The organism is Nitrosomonas sp. TNE100 (assembly GCF_055387135.1).
Genome location: NZ_AP040997.1, coordinates 1480989 through 1500336 on the forward strand (window position 1 = coordinate 1480989; position 19348 = coordinate 1500336).

Annotated in this window: 14 protein-coding genes; 10 read left to right on the forward strand and 4 right to left on the reverse strand. The window is 50.5% G+C overall.

The window, feature by feature from the left end; all coding sequences use genetic code 11:
• Positions 1 to 12 precede the first annotated feature (12 nt).
• Positions 13 to 1263 carry a serine hydroxymethyltransferase gene (gene glyA, locus ACZ5EJ_RS07055; protein ID WP_464556814.1) on the reverse strand — a complete coding sequence of 417 codons (1251 nt, stop codon included), beginning with the start codon at positions 1261 to 1263 and terminating at the stop codon, positions 13 to 15.
• A gap of 193 nt (positions 1264 to 1456) precedes the next feature.
• Between glyA and ACZ5EJ_RS07060 the strand changes: the two genes are divergently transcribed.
• Complete coding sequence (locus ACZ5EJ_RS07060; RefSeq protein ID WP_074684777.1) at positions 1457 to 2197, forward strand: 4-aminobenzoate synthase; 741 nt, start codon at positions 1457 to 1459, stop codon at positions 2195 to 2197.
• Positions 2198 to 2298: 101 nt separating this feature from the next.
• On the opposite strand, the gene ACZ5EJ_RS07065 is transcribed toward ACZ5EJ_RS07060, so the two are convergent.
• On the reverse strand, positions 2299 to 3234 hold the full coding sequence (locus ACZ5EJ_RS07065) for a LysR family transcriptional regulator (protein WP_464556816.1): 936 nt from the start codon (positions 3232 to 3234) through the stop codon (positions 2299 to 2301).
• 99 nt (positions 3235 to 3333) lie between these two features.
• Between ACZ5EJ_RS07065 and metE the strand changes: the two genes are divergently transcribed.
• Positions 3334 to 5610 (forward strand): 5-methyltetrahydropteroyltriglutamate--homocysteine S-methyltransferase, encoded by a 2277-nt coding sequence (gene metE / locus ACZ5EJ_RS07070; protein ID WP_464556818.1) that lies wholly within the window; start codon positions 3334 to 3336, stop codon positions 5608 to 5610.
• A 173-nt stretch (positions 5611 to 5783) separates the two neighbouring features.
• Here the strand turns inward: metE and murA are convergent, their stop codons facing one another.
• Positions 5784 to 7037, reverse strand: coding sequence for a UDP-N-acetylglucosamine 1-carboxyvinyltransferase (gene murA, locus ACZ5EJ_RS07075; protein ID WP_464556820.1), 1254 nt, complete (start codon positions 7035 to 7037; stop codon positions 5784 to 5786).
• An 87-nt stretch (positions 7038 to 7124) separates the two neighbouring features.
• On the opposite strand from murA, the gene ACZ5EJ_RS07080 reads away from it, so the two are divergent.
• Positions 7125 to 7514: a RidA family protein gene (locus tag ACZ5EJ_RS07080; RefSeq protein ID WP_011634607.1), complete on the forward strand. Its 390-nt coding sequence runs from the start codon at positions 7125 to 7127 to the stop codon at positions 7512 to 7514.
• 30 nt (positions 7515 to 7544) lie between these two features.
• Entirely contained in the window at positions 7545 to 9602 is a 2058-nt protein-coding gene (recG, locus tag ACZ5EJ_RS07085; RefSeq protein ID WP_464556822.1) for an ATP-dependent DNA helicase RecG, read from the forward strand.
• Here the strand turns inward: recG and rapZ are convergent.
• On the reverse strand, positions 9587 to 10453 hold the full coding sequence (gene rapZ / locus ACZ5EJ_RS07090) for an RNase adapter RapZ (RefSeq protein ID WP_011634609.1): 867 nt from the start codon (positions 10451 to 10453) through the stop codon (positions 9587 to 9589). The genes recG and rapZ overlap by 16 nt on opposite strands.
• 84 nt (positions 10454 to 10537) lie before the next feature.
• On the opposite strand from rapZ, the gene greB reads away from it, so the two are divergent.
• The 6 genes from greB (at position 10538) to ACZ5EJ_RS07120 (ending at position 18968) form a co-directional block, all read left to right on the forward strand.
• Entirely contained in the window at positions 10538 to 11086 is a 549-nt protein-coding gene (gene greB / locus ACZ5EJ_RS07095; protein WP_464556824.1) for a transcription elongation factor GreB, read from the forward strand.
• Between the two features lie 188 nt (positions 11087 to 11274).
• Positions 11275 to 12579, forward strand: coding sequence for a TolC family protein (locus ACZ5EJ_RS07100; RefSeq protein WP_464556825.1), 1305 nt, complete (start codon positions 11275 to 11277; stop codon positions 12577 to 12579).
• Entirely contained in the window at positions 12576 to 13745 is a 1170-nt protein-coding gene (locus ACZ5EJ_RS07105; RefSeq protein ID WP_464556826.1) for an efflux RND transporter periplasmic adaptor subunit, read from the forward strand. The genes ACZ5EJ_RS07100 and ACZ5EJ_RS07105 overlap by 4 nt, the downstream gene beginning before the upstream one ends.
• Position 13746: 1 nt before the next feature.
• Entirely contained in the window at positions 13747 to 16872 is a 3126-nt protein-coding gene (locus ACZ5EJ_RS07110) for an efflux RND transporter permease subunit (protein ID WP_464556827.1), read from the forward strand.
• 42 nt (positions 16873 to 16914) lie between these two features.
• Complete coding sequence (locus ACZ5EJ_RS07115) at positions 16915 to 17586, forward strand: response regulator (protein ID WP_074684771.1); 672 nt, start codon at positions 16915 to 16917, stop codon at positions 17584 to 17586.
• Complete coding sequence (locus ACZ5EJ_RS07120; protein WP_011634615.1) at positions 17583 to 18968, forward strand: sensor histidine kinase; 1386 nt, start codon at positions 17583 to 17585, stop codon at positions 18966 to 18968. Before ACZ5EJ_RS07115 ends, ACZ5EJ_RS07120 begins: the two co-directional genes overlap by 4 nt.
• Positions 18969 to 19348 lie beyond the last annotated feature (380 nt).

The following is a 19348-nucleotide window of genomic DNA, read 5'->3' on the forward strand; positions in this document are numbered from 1 at the left end:
AAGACAAAATAATCAATTTCCATACACCGGAAATTTTGCACACAAAGCTTGTGCATCTCTGGCAACCTGGTCCAGCACCGCTTCATTAGTCGGAGCTTCCAACACATCTGCCACCAGATTTGCAAGCTGCTCGGATTCAAGTTCCTTAAATCCGCGTGTGGTAATCGCCGGCGTACCAATTCGGACACCGCTGGTTACAAACGGTTTTTGCGGATCATTCGGAATTGCATTTTTATTGACGGTGATGTGCGCGGTTTCCAATGCAGTCTCCGCCTCCCTTCCGGTCAGATTTTTGGCGCGTAAATCCACCAGAAACATATGACAATCAGTATGGCCGGATACAATCCGCAAGCCACGCTGTTGTAATACTCTTGCCATGACACGCGCGTTCTCGATTACCTGCTTTTGATAATCCTTGAATGCCGGGCTGGCTGCCTCCTTGAAAGCCACAGCCTTGGCCGCGATCACATGCATCAGTGGGCCACCCTGTGTCTGCGGGAAAACTGCTGAGTTGAGTGCTTTTTCATGCTCAGGCTTAGCCATGATCACGCCACCACGCGGGCCACGTAGTGTTTTGTGCGTGGTACTGGTAACAAAATCGGCGATTCCCACTGGATTGGGATAATAACCGGCAGCAATCAGCCCTGCATAATGAGCCATGTCCACAAACAGATAGGCACCTACGTTGTCAGCAATTTTGCGGAAAGCTTGCCAGTCAATTACTCGTGCATAGGAAGATGCGCCAGCAACGATCATGCGAGGTTTATGCTCATGCGCAAGCCGCTCCAGCTCTGTGTAATCAATCTCTTCAGTTTCAGGATCCAGACCGTAAGCAATTGAATTGAATATCTTGCCACTCATATTGACTGGTGCGCCATGCGTCAAATGGCCACCATGCGCCAGTGACATCCCCAGAAGCGTATCGCCCGGCTTCAGCGCGGACAAATAAACCGCAGCATTTGCCTGGGAACCGGAATGCGGCTGCACGTTAACGTATTCGGCATTAAACAGCGCCCGCAGGCGATCAATAGCAAGCTGTTCGACGATATCTACATGCTTGCATCCTCCGTAATACCGCTTGCCCGGATATCCTTCGGCATACTTGTTGGTCAGCACAGTGCCCTGTGCCTGCAAAACAGCCGGGCTGGCATAATTTTCCGAGGCAATCAGCTCGATATGATCTTCCTGCCGCTGTACCTCCCCCTGGATCGCTCGCCATAAATCCGGATCAACCTGCTCAATCGTCATACTCTTTGAAAACATAGTATTTACTCTCTGATTTTTATTGGAAAATGATTATTCTATCATCGCGTCGCGGCGCAAACTTCGTAATTCTATTACTACGCCACGCGTACAAAAACGACAAAATTCTCTGGCATAAAATTGACTTCATTTACTGAATTGGCGATGATTAGCGGCGCATCACATTTCATTCCACTCTGAACAGGAGCTTTTCATGGCTATAAACATATTCAAACAACAAGTTGATTCCATTATTCAAAGCAAGCATCTGTTGCAACATCCGTTCTACATCGCCTGGACCGAAGGCAAGCTGACCCGCGAGCAGCTGCGCCACTACGCTGAGCAATATTTTTATAATGTATTGGCTGAACCCACCTACCTCAGCGCAGTTCACTTCAACACCCCACATTTTCACAACGAAGAAAACTGTGGTGATATCAGCGTGCGTCAAGAGGTCCTCAAAAACCTGATCGATGAAGAACACGGAGAAAAAAATCACCCTGCCCTGTGGAAAGCATTTGCCTTTGCATTAGGCGCGAATGATGTCAGCCTGGCAAAAGCCGATGCATTGCCGGAAACAGAAAATCTGGTTTCAACCTTTCGTGACATCTGCATAAACGAATCTTTTTATGCAGGATTGGCCGCATTACATGCATTTGAATCCCAGGTACCTGATATTGCCGCTGTCAAGATCGACGGCCTGGCCAAATTCTATGGCATGAAAAATCCGGAGGATTATGAGTTCTTCTCGGTACACCAGACAGCTGATATTTTCCATTCACAAGCAGAATGGGCAATCATTGAAAGATTTGCTGATACTCCGGAAAAACAGGCCGAAGTACTGGCCGCCACACGCCGCGCTTGTGATGCTCTGTGGAAATTCCTGGATGGTATTCACGAAAATTACTGTGCCAATCTCATCTGCGAGGAAAAAGCAGTAGTTACGTTGCATTAATCCCATATTGGCCTGATTACAACAGTTTACGCCGGGCAATCATCCCCAGTTTAAGGGGGATTGCCCGATTTCTTGAGTCCCTTATTTTTCCCGCTTTGCTCTCAGTTTTTCCTCGTTCCTTTTTTGCTCAATGGCTTAATTCTATCCAGTCTGGCAAAACAAACCTGGTCAATCGTTTCCAGAAAATCCCGTAAATAACGCAGCGAAGCATCTTGCTCCCGCACTGAAAGATACAAATCACTCCACAGTCCACTCGTACCGATACGCCGGGCAATCACATACTCGTAATCCAGATAATTTTTGATTCCCCATCCCGGCAGTGCAGCAATCCCCCGCCGGCTTGCCACCAGCTGCAAAATGGCCACGGTTAATTCGGTTGTTCGGCGCTGCCAGCTGACACCCGCAGGCATCAGCACTTGCCGGATCAAATCTATCCGCTCTTCCGGAACCGGATAAGTAATCAGTACGTCCTGCGCAAAATCAGCAGCTTCAAGTACTCGTTTGCTCCCGAGTACATGCCCCGGGGCCAGCACAGCCAGGATTTCAAAACGGAATAATGGAAAATGAATGATCCCCTGCTGTGGCTTGTTCTCTGAACCGATCACCACGTCAGCAACCTGCTGCCGAAGCAACGACACCGGATCACTATGAAAACCAGAAACCAGATCAAGCTCCACTTCCGGCCAGTGTTGACGGAAATCATCCATGATCGGCATCAGCCAGTCGAAACAGGTATGACACTCCAGCACAATCCGCAAACTCCCTGCCGCCTGCTGCGATATTTTTGCCAGATCCCGCTCTGCTGACTGAACCTCGCCAAGTATCTTCCCCGCCAGTTGCACCAGACGCTTACCTGCATCGGTCAACTGTACTGCATGGCCACTGCGCTGAATAATCGGCAACTGGTAGTGCTCTTGCAGCGCCTTGATCTGGTGCGATACCGCAGATTGAGTCAAATGCACACGCTGCGCTGCCAGTGAAATACTGCCAGTCTCATCCAAGGCATTCAATGTGCGAAGATGTCGTAATTCAAGCATATATGAAAATTATTCATAGTTATCTGTAAAACAATTCATTTGATTCATTATAGAGTATTCCACACAATGATGGTTTTCCGATCATGCAGAGAAAATATAATGAAAATACTGACACATAATCTCGGCTTCCCGAGAATCGGTGCACAACGTGAATTAAAAAAAGCACTTGAAGCTCACTGGAAAGGACAAAGTGAGGCTGCGCAATTATTGGCTACTGCGCGCGAAATTCGCGCCAGCAACTGGCTATCACAGCAAAAATCTGGCATTGATTTGATCCCGGTGGGAGATTTCTCACTGTATGATCACATACTCGACATGACCGCATTACTGGGAGCAATTCCCCATCGCTTCGAGCACACCGGCGATCAGGTTCCGCTTGATCTGTACTTTGCCATGGCACGTGGCACTGTTAATCAACCAGCTATGGAAATGACCAAGTGGTTCAATACCAATTATCACTACATCGTTCCTGAATTCGATCACAACACCCGATTTCATCTGGCATCCGACTGGCTGTTCCAGGAAATTAAAGAAGCCAAAGCGCTGGGGATAAATACAAAAGTTGTTTTGATCGGCCCGCTGACCTACCTGTATCTTGGTAAAGAAATTACGCCGGATTTTCAGCGATTGGATCTGCTTCCCAGCCTGCTGCCGGTTTATCGCGAAATTCTGCAGCAAATTGTTGCACTGGGTGTGGAATGGGTGCAGATTGACGAACCTATCCTCGCTCTTGATCTCGAGCAGCCCTGGCTAGATGGTTTTACAGAGGCCTATCGTGCACTAAATGATACGGGCAGTCGCTTGCTGCTCACCTCTTACTTTGGGGCGGTTGATCACCACCTCGCATTACTTGAGAACTTGCCGGTAGATGGCCTGCATATTGACCTCAGCAGTGCTCCGGAACAACTCGAATCATTCCTCACCAGAAATTTCTCCAGCAAAATCCTGTCACTGGGTTGTATCGACGGACGCAATATCTGGCGCACTGATCTATCACAAAAACTGGAAAACTTAGCACAAACTGTATCTCGATTTAAGGGCAATCTGTGGATTGCCCCGAGTTGTTCCTTGCTACATTGCCCGGTAGATTTATCATTAGAAACTAAACTGGATCCAGAAATTAGAAACTGGCTAGCCTTTTCTACTCAGAAACTGGAAGAAATCGCCACACTCGGGCTCGGACTGAATCAGGGTAAGGAATCAATCCAAGAGATACTGACTGCTTCTAATCAAGCCAACCAATCAAGAAAGACATCTTGTCGCATCCATAACCCGGTGGTTCATCACAGAATCAACCATCTGACTGAACGAGACAGCCAGCGCACGCATCCTTTTGCAATTCGTAAACAACAGCAACAGCAGCGCTTCAATCTGCCTCTGTTGCCCACCACCACCATTGGTTCTTTCCCGCAAACTTCCGCCATTCGCCAGGTACGCGCCGCATTCAAAAAAAATGAACTAAGTCATCTTGAATACCTGTCTGCCATGCGTCAAGAAATTTGCGAGACTATCCGCAAACAGGAAGAAATCGGACTGGATGTGCTGGTTCATGGCGAACCCGAACGTAATGATATGGTGGAATATTTCGGCGAACAGCTGTGGGGATATGCTTTCACTGAAAACGGCTGGGTGCAAAGCTACGGCTCCCGTTGCGTCAAACCACCCATTTTATATGGTGATGTCTATCGCCCTGAGGCCATGACAGTCGATTGGATCAGCTATGCCCAAAGCCAGACCAGCAGACCAGTTAAAGGCATGTTGACCGGGCCAGTCACTATGCTGTTCTGGTCATTCGTGCGAGATGATCAGCCACGGGCAGATACCGCTTTACAACTGGCACTGGCAATTCGTGATGAAGTCACTGATCTGGAAAAAGCCGGTATCGGCATGATTCAGATTGATGAGCCGGCCTTTCGCGAAGGACTCCCGCTCAGAAGACAGGACTGGCAGCATTACCTTGACTGGGCAGTCAAGGCGTTTCGCGTTGCCAGCTCGGGGGTAAAGGATGAAACTCAGATCCACACCCACATGTGTTATTCCGAATTTCATGACATCCTGCCCGCCATCGCCGAACTAGATGCAGATGTCATCACAATTGAGACTTCACGTTCGCGTATGGAATTGCTGGATGCATTCGTAAAATTTTCCTACCCGAATGAAATCGGCCCTGGAGTATATGACATTCACTCTCCCCGTATCCCTGATACATCGGAAATGCTGGAGCTGCTGAAAAAGGCATCACACCATATTGATCCAAAGCTACTCTGGGTCAACCCGGATTGCGGCCTGAAAACGCGCAACTGGCCGGAAACCCGGACAGCTCTGCAAAAAATGGTGGATTGTGCAAAATCCCTGCGCAGCGCCCTGCAAACCTGATCTATTGTCTATCCCTCCGCGCAGTTGCCGAGCATAATCCAGGCTGTCACCCCCCTCTTCTGACAGCTTTGTCCGTGTAACTGCCACCTCACCCACGGTAGAACTGATTGGATGAAGTTGCGAGCAATGTCCAATACAGGGATCAGTTTGCATGGCAATCTTTCTGTGATGCTCTAATTTATGCGTTTGATGTGTGCACCCACTTGCGCCAGTTTTTGTTCGATTTGTTCATAGCCACGATCCAGATGATAGATCCGGTCAACGATGGTTTCGCCTTGCGCAATCAATCCGGCGATGATGAGGCAGGCGGAGGCGCGCAGATCGGTTGCCATCACACTGGCACCATCAAGTTGGGGAATACCATGCACGATCGCAGTATTACCCTCAACCTGAATATCTGCGTTCAGGCGTGTGAGCTCCTGTACATGCATGAAGCGATTTTCAAAAATTGTTTCTGTCATGATGGAGGTGCCGCCGGCAATGCTGTTTAACGCCATGAATTGTGCTTGCATGTCGGTAGGAAAGGCCGGATAGGGCGCAGTGCGCAGACTGACCGGTTGCGGCCGCTGCTGCATGCACAATCGGATCCAATCCCCGCCTATATCAATGTCTGCTCCAGCTTCTGCCAGCTTGCCCAGTACAACGTCAAGTGTATCTGCGCGTGTTCCGATCAGGGTGACGTCACCACCACAGGCAGCGACTGCGGTCAAGAATGTCCCGGTTTCAATGCGATCAGGCATGACGACGTGTGAACCACCATGCAAACGATCTACCCCTTCGATAATGATAATGTCACTGCCTGCTCCTTCTATTTTTGCTCCCATACCGATGAGACAATTTGCCAGATCAATCACTTCAGGTTCACGGGCGGCATTTTCCAGAATGGTCGTGCCGGAAGCAAGTGTGGCGGCCATCATCAGGTTTTCAGTTCCGGTAACGGTGACAACGTCCATGGCGATACGTGCACCTGAAAGGCGGCCCACCTGAGCAAGGATATAACCTTGCTCAATATTGATTTCCGCCCCCATGGCTTGCAGTCCCTTGATATGCTGATCGACCGGCCGCATGCCGATTGCGCAACCACCCGGCAAGGAAATATGTGCCTGTCCGGTTCGCGCCAGTAATGGACCCAATACGAGGATGGCGGCACGCATGGTTTTCACCATGTCGTAGGAAGCGGTTGGATTGGTAATATTGGCCGCAGACAGTTCTGTAGTGCCTGGTTCATTTGTTAGAATGCGCACACCAATCTGTTCAAGCAATGCCAGCATAGTAGTGACATCCCTGAGATGCGGGATATTCTGTATGACAAATGGTTCAGCAGTCAGTAGCGATGCGCATAATACGGGCAAAGCTGCGTTTTTGGCACCGGAAATACTGATTTCACCATGGAGCTTCGACCCCCCGTGAATGACAAGTTTCTGCATGAATCTACTCTTAACAAGAATTAAAATATTGTTGCACCCACATGGGCGTAATCCTTTGCATTTTATCGTACTAACTGAGGAGTCAGAATGAGCAAATTTGTTGTCCAGACCAATGATGCCCCACAAGCAATCGGCACCTATTCCCAGGCTGTCTGCATAACAGGTGGGGAAACTGTCTATCTTTCCGGTCAGATCGGGCTTGATCCAGCCAGCATGGAAATGGTACACGGCATTGATGCACAGATTGAACAAGTTATTACTAATCTCAAGGCGGTCATTGTTGCCAGTGGCGGCAGCCTGAGTGATGTTGTCAAACTGAATGTTTATCTGACTGATCTGGGCAATTTTTCCAGAGTTAATGAAGTCATGGGCAAGCATTTCAACCAACCTTATCCCGCACGCGCCGCTATCGGCGTGGCAGCATTGCCGCGCGGGGCACTGGTGGAAATGGATGCCGTGGCGGTACTGGATAAGTAACCCTACGTACTACTCACATCATTTTCTCCATTGGCTGCCCAATCTTTCAGCTCACTGGATAAGGCATTACGCAAAAAACTTGAAAAACTTGGCCTATTCAGTGATTTCGATCTGATTCTGCACTTGCCGCTGCGCTATGAGGATGAGACACAGTTGTCATCCATCAGTGAAGCGGCTCCCGGAAATACAATACAAATAGAAGGGGTGATTACCGAACAGGAGGTGCTGATTAGTCCGCGACGGCAGCTCGTTTGCAGGGTAAGTGACGATAGCGGTGTGCTTTATCTGCGTTTCCTAAATTTTTATGCTAGCCAGATAACCGCCTGGTCACCAGGTACCCGGCTGCGTGTACTGGGTGAAGTGCGCACCGGTTTTCATGGAATGGAGATGGTGCACCCGAAATGCCGGGTGGTGCGTGACAACATGGCACTGGCAACTGCCTTGACACCGGTTTATCCGGTAACAGCCGGATTGCCACAACGCACACTTATACGGCTGATCACACAAGCTTTTGAGCGGTTGCGAAGAAAGCAGTTTCTGCGTGAAATTTTGCCGGAAACGATCCTGTCTGCCTGTCCACTCCCTGCGTTTGAGGAAAGCTTATCTTTGCTGCATTGCCCGCCATCTGATATTTCCATGGAATCATTACAGCAACGTTCCCATCCAGCCTGGCAGCGGATCAAGTTTGACGAATTACTGGCGCAGCAAATTTCTCTACGTTGTCATTATCACCAGCGGCGCAATCAGCAGGCGCCTACTCTGTCGCAACAGGTTAGTTTGCAGCAGGCATTGCTGGGAGTACTGCCATTCAGCCTGACTGAGGCGCAACATAAAGTAGTGGCTGAAATCAGCACGGATCTTGCGCAGCCTTACCCTATGCAGCGGTTGTTACAGGGGGATGTAGGCAGCGGCAAAACAGTGGTGGCGGCACTGGCTGCATTGCAGGCGATTGGAAATGGCTATCAGGTTGCTGTCATGGCACCGACAGAGATTCTGGCTGAGCAGCATTTCAGGAAGTTGTCCAGCTGGCTGGTGCCGCTCGGGATAGAAGTAGGCTGGTTATCCGGCAGTCAGAAAAAAAGCCTGCGCAGCCAAGAGCTGGCAAAAACGGCAAGTGGTGCAACCATGCTGATTATTGGAACCCATGCATTATTTCAGGAGGCGGTTCAATTCAAGCAGCTCGGGTTGGTCATTATTGATGAACAGCATCGTTTCGGGGTGGGGCAACGGCTTGCCTTGCGCATGAAAAGGGAAGATGAAGGCTCACTACCGCACCAGTTGATGATGAGCGCCACCCCAATTCCCCGTACACTTTCAATGAGCTACTTCGCTGATCTGGATGTTTCTGTTATCAATCAATTGCCTCCCGGCAGATTGCCCATTGCGACCAGGTTGATTGACAACAATCGGCGCGAGGAAATTATTGCACGCATCCGTGAAGCCTGCCTGGCTGGCCGCCAGGCTTACTGGGTTTGCCCATTGATCGAAGAATCCGAGGTATTACAGTTAAAAACAGCAGTGGAAACCTATGAAACATTGAGCCAGATTTTCCCTGAACTAAGCATAGCCCTCATTCATGGCCGGCTGGGTAGCGACGAAAAATCTGCGATTATGGCGAAATTTAGCCAGGGAGCAGTACAGTTACTGGTTGCCACCACCGTGATTGAAGTGGGTGTGGATGTGCCCAACGCCTCGCTAATGGTGATTGAACATGCTGAACGCATGGGATTGTCTCAATTGCATCAGTTACGCGGGCGGATCGGTCGTGGATCAGCTACTGGTATTTGTATCCTGATGTATCAGCGGCCATTATCCGTAGTGGCGCGTAAACGATTGCAGATTATTTTCGAGCATAACGATGGATTTGAAATTGCGCGGCAGGATCTGCTGTTGCGCGGGCCAGGTGAATTTCTCGGTACCCGTCAGAGTGGCGTACCCCTGCTACGATTTGCTGATCTGGAAGAAGATATCGATTTGCTGGAAATGGCGCGCAATGTTGCGGAAGAGATACTACGTGATTATCCAAATGAGGCACAGCATCACGTGCAGCGTTGGCTGGGAAATAGAGAAGATTATCTACGCGCGTAGTACTGGTTATATTCTGCCAGGCCGCGATGACGTACCAGGACGCGTGCAGCATCACGGAAGTGTAACGCGAGCTTTTCTGCAAAATAAACTGAACGGTGCTGCCCCCCGGTACAGCCAATAGCGACTGTGAGGTAGGCCCGATTATCCTGCATGTAGACAGGCAGCCAGGTATCTAGGAAACTGCCAATATCCCCGAGCATTTTTGCAGCATTGGGCTGGGCTTCCATAAACCGGATGACTTCCAGATCATGGCCAGTCAACTCTTTAAGATGCGGATCGTAAAAGGGGTTGGGCAGGCAGCGTATATCAAACACCAGATCGGCATCTAGCGGAATACCATGTTTATAGCCAAATGACTGGAACATTAGCGTTAGCTGAGATGGATCGCGGCTATCCGAGATGAAATCCCTGATAAAAGCCCGCAGCGCATTAGGTCTTAACGAGCTGGTATCAATATGGTGGCCAAGATCGGATACGGTCGCCAACACCTCACGCTCGTGCTGGATGGCTTCCTCTAATGTGATATTTTTGTCACTCAAAGGATGTCTGCGGCGTGTTTCAGAGAAGCGCTGTATCAGCGTATCTGTACGTGTATCCAGAAAAATAAATTCCGTCCGAATGCTTTTATCGATCATTTTGAACTGCCAGGGTAGAACAGTAATACTATCGCCGCTGCGCATATCAATTGCCACGGCAACATGTGAATGATGCTGCGTTTGCAGGTGATTGATGAGGATAACGAGTAGCGATGCGGGAAGGTTATCAACGCAGTAATAGCCTGAATCTTCCAAGGCCTTAAGTGCAATTGACTTTCCCGAACCGGACAATCCACTGATAATGATGACTTGCATGGCTTTGAGTATAACAGGCAGATTAATTTGAAAGTGTCTGCAAAAGCAGTATTTGTTTATACAAAATGATGGGGGAATTGAATAGTGAATAAGGCTTTTACTAAAGAGAGTGACCACGAGGAAGAGCTGGATGACACCCCGCAACTGCCGCAGGGCGTAAAGAATTATATTACCCCGGGAGGCTATCAGCGATTGAAGGATGAATTTGATCAGTTATGGAAAGTGGAGCGCCCGGAACTGGTCAAGATTGTATCCTGGGCAGCATCAAACGGTGATCGCTCAGAAAATGGTGATTATATTTATGGCAAGCGGCGCTTGCGTGAAATTGATCGCCGTTTGCGGTTTTTATCCAGGCGCATGGACCATGCCGAAATCATCGACCCGGCACAACGCGGCGAGTGCGATCAGGTATTTTTTGGTGCGACAGTAACGGTATACGACGCACAAGGCAAAGAGCAGACATACAGTATTGTCGGTATGGATGAAGCGGAGCCCAGCTGTGGCCGTATCAGCTGGATTTCACCGCTGGCCAGAGCACTACTGAAAGCACGAGAGGGGGATGTGGTATCTTTGCAAACACCAGGTGGCCTGGAAGAACTGGAAATAATTAAAATCCGTTATACGATATTGTGATACAGACTCTCTGATCAGCTATCCCATCATTCATACACCGGCTTCCTTACGATCCTGTACTACGCCCGGCATAATACCTGGAGCTTCAACACCGTACCACTGACACCCCATACCGCTTCATTGTTCGTTTCTATTTCCTGCCGAAATTCGTCAGGCAAACGCAAGTTGAAGCAGTCTATATTTACTTCATGTGGAAATCGACTGTCATGCGCTGTTCAGCGCTATTTATCCTTGCTTTGTGGGCCGTACTCCCAGGTAACAGCCAAGCCTACGATATTACCGTCAGTCTGAAAGAAGCCGAGCAGTTGGCGCTGACTCGTAACCGCGATCTCCGCTTTGCCCGACGAAATATTGAAGCTGCGGCAGCGGAAACACTCAATGCAGCTGCTTTTCCCAACCCCACACTTGCGGTTAATGCCAGTCATTTAAACCTTAAATCTGACCCAACTACTGCATTCAGCTCCAGAACGCCAACCGAAAGCGAAATTCGTATCGATCAGACTTTTGAACGAGGTGGTAAGAGAGCGCTCCGTATGGCACAAGCAGACAGTAAACTCACCGCTACTCGGTTCGATTTTGACGATACGCTACGGCAAACTCGGTTCAATGCACGCAGCGCTTGGTTTGAACTTAAACTGGCTGAGCATCACGTTGAACTGAGCGGCATTATTGCCAGCCAGTCCGAGCATATATTGGAATTGGCTCGACGCCGCTATCAAGCAGGCGATCTATCCGGTGCTGATCTGGGGCGCTTCGAAACCGATGCTGCCCGAGCCCGAGCGGGTGTGCGCACAGCAGAAAGCACGCTTACACGCGCCCGCACTGCATTGGGTATTTTGTTAGCTGACGAAAACCATGCGTTACAGCTTGTCACTCGGGGCGACTGGCCGGCAGAAAGAGCCAGATTGCCTGACGCAGCCACTATCACCACCGCTATTTCCCAGCGTCCGGATACACTTGCCGCTGCCGCACGAATGGAAGCCGCTCGACATAACGTTGGGCTGGCACAGGCAAAGCGCACTCGCGACGTTACTGTCAGCCTCCAATATGAACGTCAACCAGCCGATGTGACACAACCACGCAATTCTCTTGGTCTTGAAGTTTCCGTTCCATTGTTTCTTGGCAACTACTTTGAGGGCGATATCCGCCACGCTCATGCCGAGCTCGCTCTGGCCGAAGATCAGCTGGAAGCAATTCGCGCCCGCATCCAGGCTGAAATTAACCAGCTTGTCGATGAATTACAACATGCCAGCGACCGCTGGCATGCCTTGCAGGAACAAGCACTACCGGCTGCCCGCCGTACTGCCAGCGCAGCAGAGCTTGCTTTCAGCAAGGGAGCGATCAGCGCGCTGGAGTTTCTGGATGCGCAGCGCATTCTGCGGACTGCCGAGCTGGATACACTGCAAGCCCGCAGTGATCTGGCACAAGCAAGCGCCGCTCTGGATGCAGCACTGGAAACTACCATCTCCAAGGAACAGGAACCCGCTTCATGATGAAACTCCGATTATGCAAGATCAAAGTGGTTGCCGCTACCCTGGCAATAGTGATTACAGGTGTTGCTGGTTATTTGTATTTCAGCCAGGCTGTTATCCAGCCTCCGACAGAAAATACTGGATCAAACCGCACCCGGAATCAACTGCTATTCCCGCCGGGAGCCCCTCAGCTTGCCTACATTAAAACCAGCCCTGCCGTCTCGGCAATGCTGCCGGCCAGTGAGCCACTGGCTGCAAAGCTGGCACTGGCAGAAAACCTTACTGCTCGTATCAGCCCGGCTGTGGCAGGCCGTATCTTGCAGCTGCATGTCGAGATTGGCGATCAGGTTAAGGCTGGTACGCCACTGGTAACATTAGATTCGCCTGATTTTGGGGCAGCCATCGCCGATCTTCATAAGGCAGAAGCAGATGCCACCTACAAACAACTCACTTATAAACGAGCGCGCGAGCTTTGGGCCGGTGAAGCCATCGCCCGGCGTGATGTGGAAAGCGCCCGTGCGGACTGGCAAATTGCAGCCGCAGAAGCTAAGCGTGCACAATTGCGGGTAAGAAATCTGGTACCGGATGGCAAGATGCAGGATGAAAAATTGGTGTTATATGCACCAATTGACGGTACGGTGGCTTATCGCCAGGCTAACCCCGGCCTGGAAGTTCGCCCGGATATGGCCGCACCCTTATTTGTCATTTCCAATCTATCGCATTTATGGGTGTTGGTGGATGTTCCTGAACGATTAATCAGCCGGGTACAAAGCGGCAATCCACTGCTGCTCAACTTCGATGCATTTCCGGAAAAATCCTTCCTTGCCACCATTACCCGTATCGCCCCCGTACTTGATCCGAATGTTCGCCGAGTACAGGTGCGCGCTGAAATAGACAATCCGGACGGCACGCTACGGCCAGAAATGTTTGCCCGTGCCCAGTTGATCGATCCACGAGCGGATAGCGTAGTTCAATTACCGGCAGAATCAGTCATTACCGGTGGGGTTCATCCCACCGTATTCGTTGAGACTAATGCAGGTGAATTTATTCAGCGCCGTATCCGCATTGCCTTCCAGGATGCTGAATCTGTCTGGCTCGAACCGGAAAATGGAGGGGTAGCAGTCGGAGAAGAGGTCGTGATCGACGGCACCATGCTGCTGACTTCAGAACTTGCTGCTGGAAACTAAAATGCTCAGTCGTCTTATCTCATTTTCGATCAAACAGCGGCTTTTTATTCTCGTGATGACGGGAGCACTGCTGGTGGCCGGCATACATGCTTTTATCGAACTGCCTATCGAAGCATTTCCCGATGTGCAGGATGTACAGGTACAAGTCATCACGCAAGTCATCGGCCAGGCACCGGAAGAAGTCGAGCGCAGTGTCACTATCCCGATTGAACGGGAAATGAGCGGCGTGCCGCAACTGACCCAGCTGCGCTCGGTTTCCATTACCGGGCTGTCAGTCGTCACCATGACATTCGCCGACGGTGCCGAAGATCGTCTGGCACGTGCGCAAGTACTGGAAAAACTACAAACGGTAAGTTTGCCGGAAGGAATCACCCCTGAGCTAGCTCCACTGACCACTGCTGTTGGTGAAATTTACCGCTACGTGGTCGATGCTCCGCCGAACCTGCCACTGTATGAAGTCCGGGCCATTCAGGATTGGGTGATCCGTCCGGAATTGCGGCGGGTACCCGGTGTGGCAGATGTAATCGGCTTTGGTGGCACCATCAAGGAAATTCAGGTCAACGTTGATCCCAACGCATTGCGCAAGTACCGATTGACACTGGATCAGGTGAGCCGTGCATTGAGTGAAAATAATGCCAATACCGGCGGTGGCATTATCCGGCGAGGCGGTGAAGGATTAATACTAAGGGCTATTGGCCTGTTTCACACGATTGAGGACGTAACCACCACTGTGATCACGGCGCATGACGGCAAGACCATTACTATTGGTGATGTTGCAGCTGTTCATGTCGGTGAACATACACCATCTGGCATCGTCTCCCTTGCCCAACGTGATAAAGACGGCAAAGTTTCGAATCGCGACTCAATTGTCGAAGGCATCGTGGTGATGATCAAGGGCAGCGATCCGAGCAAGATTATTCAGACACTCAGGGCTCGGATCGATGAACTCAACAGCCAAGCCAAGCTTCCGCCAGGTGTGCAGATACACCCAATCTACGAGCGTACCCAACTAGTTGAACACACGGTGGCAACTGTGGAGGAGAATCTGCTCCTCGGTGCGCTGCTGGTAGTTACGGTCTTGGTCGTATTTCTACGTGACTGGCGAACCTCACTGATCGTTGCCTGCATCATTCCACTGACACTGCTGTTTGCCTTCATTATGATGAATGCACGCGGGGTATCCGCCAACCTGATTTCGCTGGGTGCAGTTGATTTCGGTATTATTATCGATAGTGCCGTCGTGCTGGTAGAAGCGCTAATGGTGCGGATGATGCTGCAAAAAGGTCTGGGATCCGGGCCTGATGCTGCCAAATGGCGTATCAGCGTCTTACGGCAAACTGCTATCAGCTTGAGCAAACCCATCCTGTTTTCAAAGGCGATTATTATCTTGGCCTTTGTACCGATATTTACGTTTCAGCGCGTGGAAGGAAAAATTTTTTCCCCGGTTGCCTTCACTCTTTCCTTCGCATTGATCGGTGCCATTATCCTGACACTGACACTGGTCCCTGCCCTGCTCTCCTATCTATTGCAGCGCGGTCCCGTTCAGGAGCCTCACCTGGCCTGGATGGAGCGCTTGCAGAATGGCTACCGGCGATTACTTGACTGGACAGACGCCCGTCCCCGCATTATAACCGGAATCACAACGATCTCACTGGCAGCAGCACTTGCACTGCTACCGGCAATCGGAACGGAATTTCTGCCCAAGCTCGACGAAGGAAACATCTGGCTGACTATCGCTCTTCCCCCTTCCATTCATTTGGAACAATCAAAGGAAGTAGAACGTGCAGTACGGGTGAAGCTGGCAGCCTATCCAGAAGTCAAAACAATTGTCTCCCAGGTTGGCCGGCCGGATGATGGTACCGATCCAAAGGGAGCCAATAATCTGGAAATTCTGGCTGATCTCAACCCTCGCAACAGTTGGCGATTCAGCTCGAAGGAAAAACTGGTGGCCGACATGTCACAAGCTTTGAAGACCATTCCGGGTCTACCTACCAATTTCTCACAGGTAATCCAGGATAACGTCGAGGAATCCTTGTCCGGCGTCAAGGGTGAAATTGCCGTTAAGGTGTTTGGCCCAGATCTGGATATTCTGGAAGATAAGGCAGAGCAGATTGCCACCCTGCTTAACCATATTCGAGGCGCCGTGGATGTGGCTGCCATCAAGGTCGGCGGTCAGACCGAGGTGACCGTTACCCCGGATCGGCAGAAATTGGCGCGGTATGGCATCAACATCGCGGACATCAACAATCTTTTCCAGATGGCGTTCGGTGGTACGGCAGTGACCGGTTTTTATGAAGGTGAGCGACTCTTCAACGTCAACGTCCGGCTGGCTCCAGACTATCGCCGCACCGTCACCGACATTGCCAACCTGCAGATAGCAATTCCGGGCAGTACCGGTGCTTTTCTGACACTGGGCGAATTAGCTCGCATTGAAGTACGCCAGGGTGCTTCACGCATTGCACGCGAGGCAGGAGGTCGTGCCGTTTCGGTCAAGTCAAACTTAATGGGACGTGATCTGGGCAGCTTTATTAATGAGGCCCAGAAAAAAGTAACTGAGCACGTTCACCTGCCCCCTGGCTACCGAATTACTTGGGGAGGACAGTTCGAGAACCAGCAACGAGCAATAAAACGATTGATGATTATTGTGCCTGTCAGTCTGCTTGGTATCTTTGTATTACTGTTCTGGGCGTTTAAATCCGTGCGTGCAGCGCTTATCATTTTGCTAATTGCCCCACTCACCCTGATTGGTGGCCTTACCGGACTGGCACTCTCCGGCTTGCATTTATCCATTTCAGCTGCGGTCGGGTTTATTGCGGTCTCCGGTATTGCAGTGCAAAACGGGGTAATCATGATTGAGGAAATCGTGGGCTTGGTTCACAAAGATCGATCGTTTGCTGAGGCGGTGCGGGAAGGTGCTGTGCTGCGCCTGCGGCCAATATTAATGACAGCTCTGATGGCAGGCCTTGGTTTGCTACCAGCGGCGCTGTCCCATAGTATCGGTTCAGAGATCCAACGCCCATTTGCAGTGGTCATTGTCGGCGGTATTATTTCTGCTACCTTCTTCACACTGGTACTGCTGCCACTAATGTTCAACCGGCTGGCACGGCCAAAACACATGAAATCCTGAATAAATCCGGTTTATGTATCATGAGATGGGTTGGAGGACATAATGCGTATTCTGGTTGTCGAGGATGATTCCCTGGTGGCAAGCGGTATCAAACAGGGTTTGACCAATGCGGGCTACACTGTCGATGTGGCGAACACAGCCGGGAGTGCGGAGATCCATCTGCGGGATGAGAATTTTGATCTGGTGGTAGTGGATATCGGCCTGCCAGATATGGATGGATTAATGCTGGTACAACGACTACGCAACCGGCAGATGCGCCTGCCTGTATTAGTACTAACTGCGCGCGGTAGCATGGAGGATACGATTGCCGGTCTGGATGTGGGGGCAGATGATTATATGGTCAAGCCATTCCGTTTACCAGAGCTGGCGGCGCGTATCCGTGCACTGATTCGCCGCGCTCACTCGGTTGCCAGTACCGAGTTACGGCATGATCAGCTGATTCTCAATACCGGTAGCCACACCGCCACGCTGCACGGCCAGCCACTATTCTTGACCATGCGTGAATGGACTATCCTGGAAATTCTGTTGATGGCTTCACCCAAAGTAGTTAGCAAAGACAAGCTGCTGCAAAGCCTGGCCGGTTGGGACAAGAACATCACGCCCAATGCCATTGAAGTTCATGTATCGCGGCTACGCGCCAAGATTGCGCTTGGCGGCATTGGGATTCGCACAGTTCGCGGCATCGGTTACCGTATTGATCAGAGCCTCTCATGAAATCCGGTCATTCTCATCCACCGGGGTTGCGGCAACGATTGCTGCTCTGGATATTGCTCCCTTTGATTGTAGTATTTACTGGCAGTATCCTGTTTGATTATCGCTTGGCTCAGGAAACAGCCAATACTGCCTACGATCACTCCCTAAACGATGCAGCACTGGATATTACCGCCTATGTCCAGACTACCGGCCTAAATCCCGAATTGCGTCTGACTCCCGAAGCAGAAGCCATGCTGCGTTCCGATGCAATGGATAAAATTTTTTTCGCTATCCATGGCTCCGATCAACAACTGCTGGCCGGTGACGCCGACCTGCCGATCTACCCCGGATCGTTGCACGAACGACCGACATTTGTCGATGATATCTACCAGGATGAAGAAATTCGTGCCACCACGCATCGAATTGTCATCAATGGTGATGAAATCACCATTACGGTAGCTGAAACCATGCGGGAACGGAACCACGCCAGCCACCGTATACTCGCCGCAATTGCTTTCCCCAACCTGATGATTATTGTCGCAACATTACTGGTAATCTACTTTGGTGTCCGGCGTGGTCTGGCACCACTTGTACACATTGAAAACCAGATTGCCAGCCGCTCACCACGCGATTTACGTGCACTCGATATTGAGCATGCTCCGCGCGAAATCCGCCCAATGCTTACCCGGCTCAATGAGCTGTTTGAATCACTGCGCCTGGCTGCCGCAGCCCAGCAACGTTTTTTGGCTGATGCAGCACATCAGTTGCGCACGCCGTTAGCTGGTTTGCAAACCCAGATCGAACTAGTGGCTGCCGAAGGAAAATATCTCCGCAACGAAGAGCGACTGGCGCGTATTGAGGAATCAGTCGAACGTATCGCGCATCTGGTTACCCAGCTGTTGATTTACGCGCAAACCGAGTCGGCAGCTTCTGCCAATCAGGTCTTTCAACCAGTGGCGCTGCATGAACTGGCTGAAAGCTCAGCATCAATCTTTATTGATCGTGCCCTTCTCAAGGATATTGATCTCGGTTTTGAAATTGAGCCGGCAGTTACCGAGGGTATCGCCTGGATGTTGCGAGAGGCCCTGGGAAATTTAATTGATAACGCGCTGCGCTACTGTCCCTCCGGTAGCACGATCACCGTCCGCAGCGGCATTCGTTTCGGTCGGTCCTACCTGGCGGTGGAGGATAACGGCCCCGGTATTTCAGTTACAGAGCGCGACAAAGTATTTGAACGCTTTTATCGTATTCCCGGATCGGCCAGTGGTGGTTGTGGACTGGGCTTATCTATCGTCCAGGAAATTGCACAACTGCATACCGCAACCATCAATTTCTCCGAACCGGCCGGTGGCGGCCTGACAGTTATACTCACCTTTCCTGCAAGCAATATGAAAAATGAGTGATGTAAAAAAGAAAGCCTGCCATTTTACAGAAAACAATGTAAAAGGCAGGCCAAAGTAGAGGAGGAAGCAACTTGTACCAGTAGAACACACAGCTTATTCAGGGAAAAATCTGAAAGAAAAAATTCATATTTTTCCTTCAAATCTATATTCATATCGCATAAATATAAACCTGAGTACTAGGTGTTACGGATAATGAAGTTGATTATGCCCTTAAAAATAAAGATTGAGAATGTGACATATTGCCGCAGGCTGAATTGATAGGAGCTTCGCTATGACAGGAGACACTGCAGAAGGAAATGCACCAGAATACTTGCCAGGGAAAACTGCCATATCCCGGATGGACGTATGGTATTTTGCAATAAACATGAGGGAGCACTTTT

What these genes read in the sequence shown, in the direction of transcription:
- ACZ5EJ_RS07060 (WP_074684777.1), top strand. Translation starts at nt 1,457, where the DNA reads ATGGCTATAAACATATTCAAACAACAAGTTGATTCCATTATTCAAAGC.
- ACZ5EJ_RS07115 (WP_074684771.1), top strand. Translation starts at nt 16,915, where the DNA reads ATGCGTATTCTGGTTGTCGAGGATGATTCCCTGGTGGCAAGCGGTATC.
- ACZ5EJ_RS07105 (WP_464556826.1), top strand. Translation starts at nt 12,576, where the DNA reads ATGATGAAACTCCGATTATGCAAGATCAAAGTGGTTGCCGCTACCCTG.
- ACZ5EJ_RS07110 (WP_464556827.1), top strand. Translation starts at nt 13,747, where the DNA reads ATGCTCAGTCGTCTTATCTCATTTTCGATCAAACAGCGGCTTTTTATT.
- ACZ5EJ_RS07100 (WP_464556825.1), top strand. Translation starts at nt 11,275, where the DNA reads ATGTGGAAATCGACTGTCATGCGCTGTTCAGCGCTATTTATCCTTGCT.
- murA (WP_464556820.1), bottom strand. Translation starts at nt 7,037, where the DNA reads ATGCAGAAACTTGTCATTCACGGGGGGTCGAAGCTCCATGGTGAAATC.
- ACZ5EJ_RS07065 (WP_464556816.1), bottom strand. Translation starts at nt 3,234, where the DNA reads ATGCTTGAATTACGACATCTTCGCACATTGAATGCCTTGGATGAGACT.
- ACZ5EJ_RS07080 (WP_011634607.1), top strand. Translation starts at nt 7,125, where the DNA reads ATGAGCAAATTTGTTGTCCAGACCAATGATGCCCCACAAGCAATCGGC.
- rapZ (WP_011634609.1), bottom strand. Translation starts at nt 10,453, where the DNA reads ATGCAAGTCATCATTATCAGTGGATTGTCCGGTTCGGGAAAGTCAATT.
- glyA (WP_464556814.1), bottom strand. Translation starts at nt 1,263, where the DNA reads ATGTTTTCAAAGAGTATGACGATTGAGCAGGTTGATCCGGATTTATGG.
- ACZ5EJ_RS07120 (WP_011634615.1), top strand. Translation starts at nt 17,583, where the DNA reads ATGAAATCCGGTCATTCTCATCCACCGGGGTTGCGGCAACGATTGCTG.
- metE (WP_464556818.1), top strand. Translation starts at nt 3,334, where the DNA reads ATGAAAATACTGACACATAATCTCGGCTTCCCGAGAATCGGTGCACAA.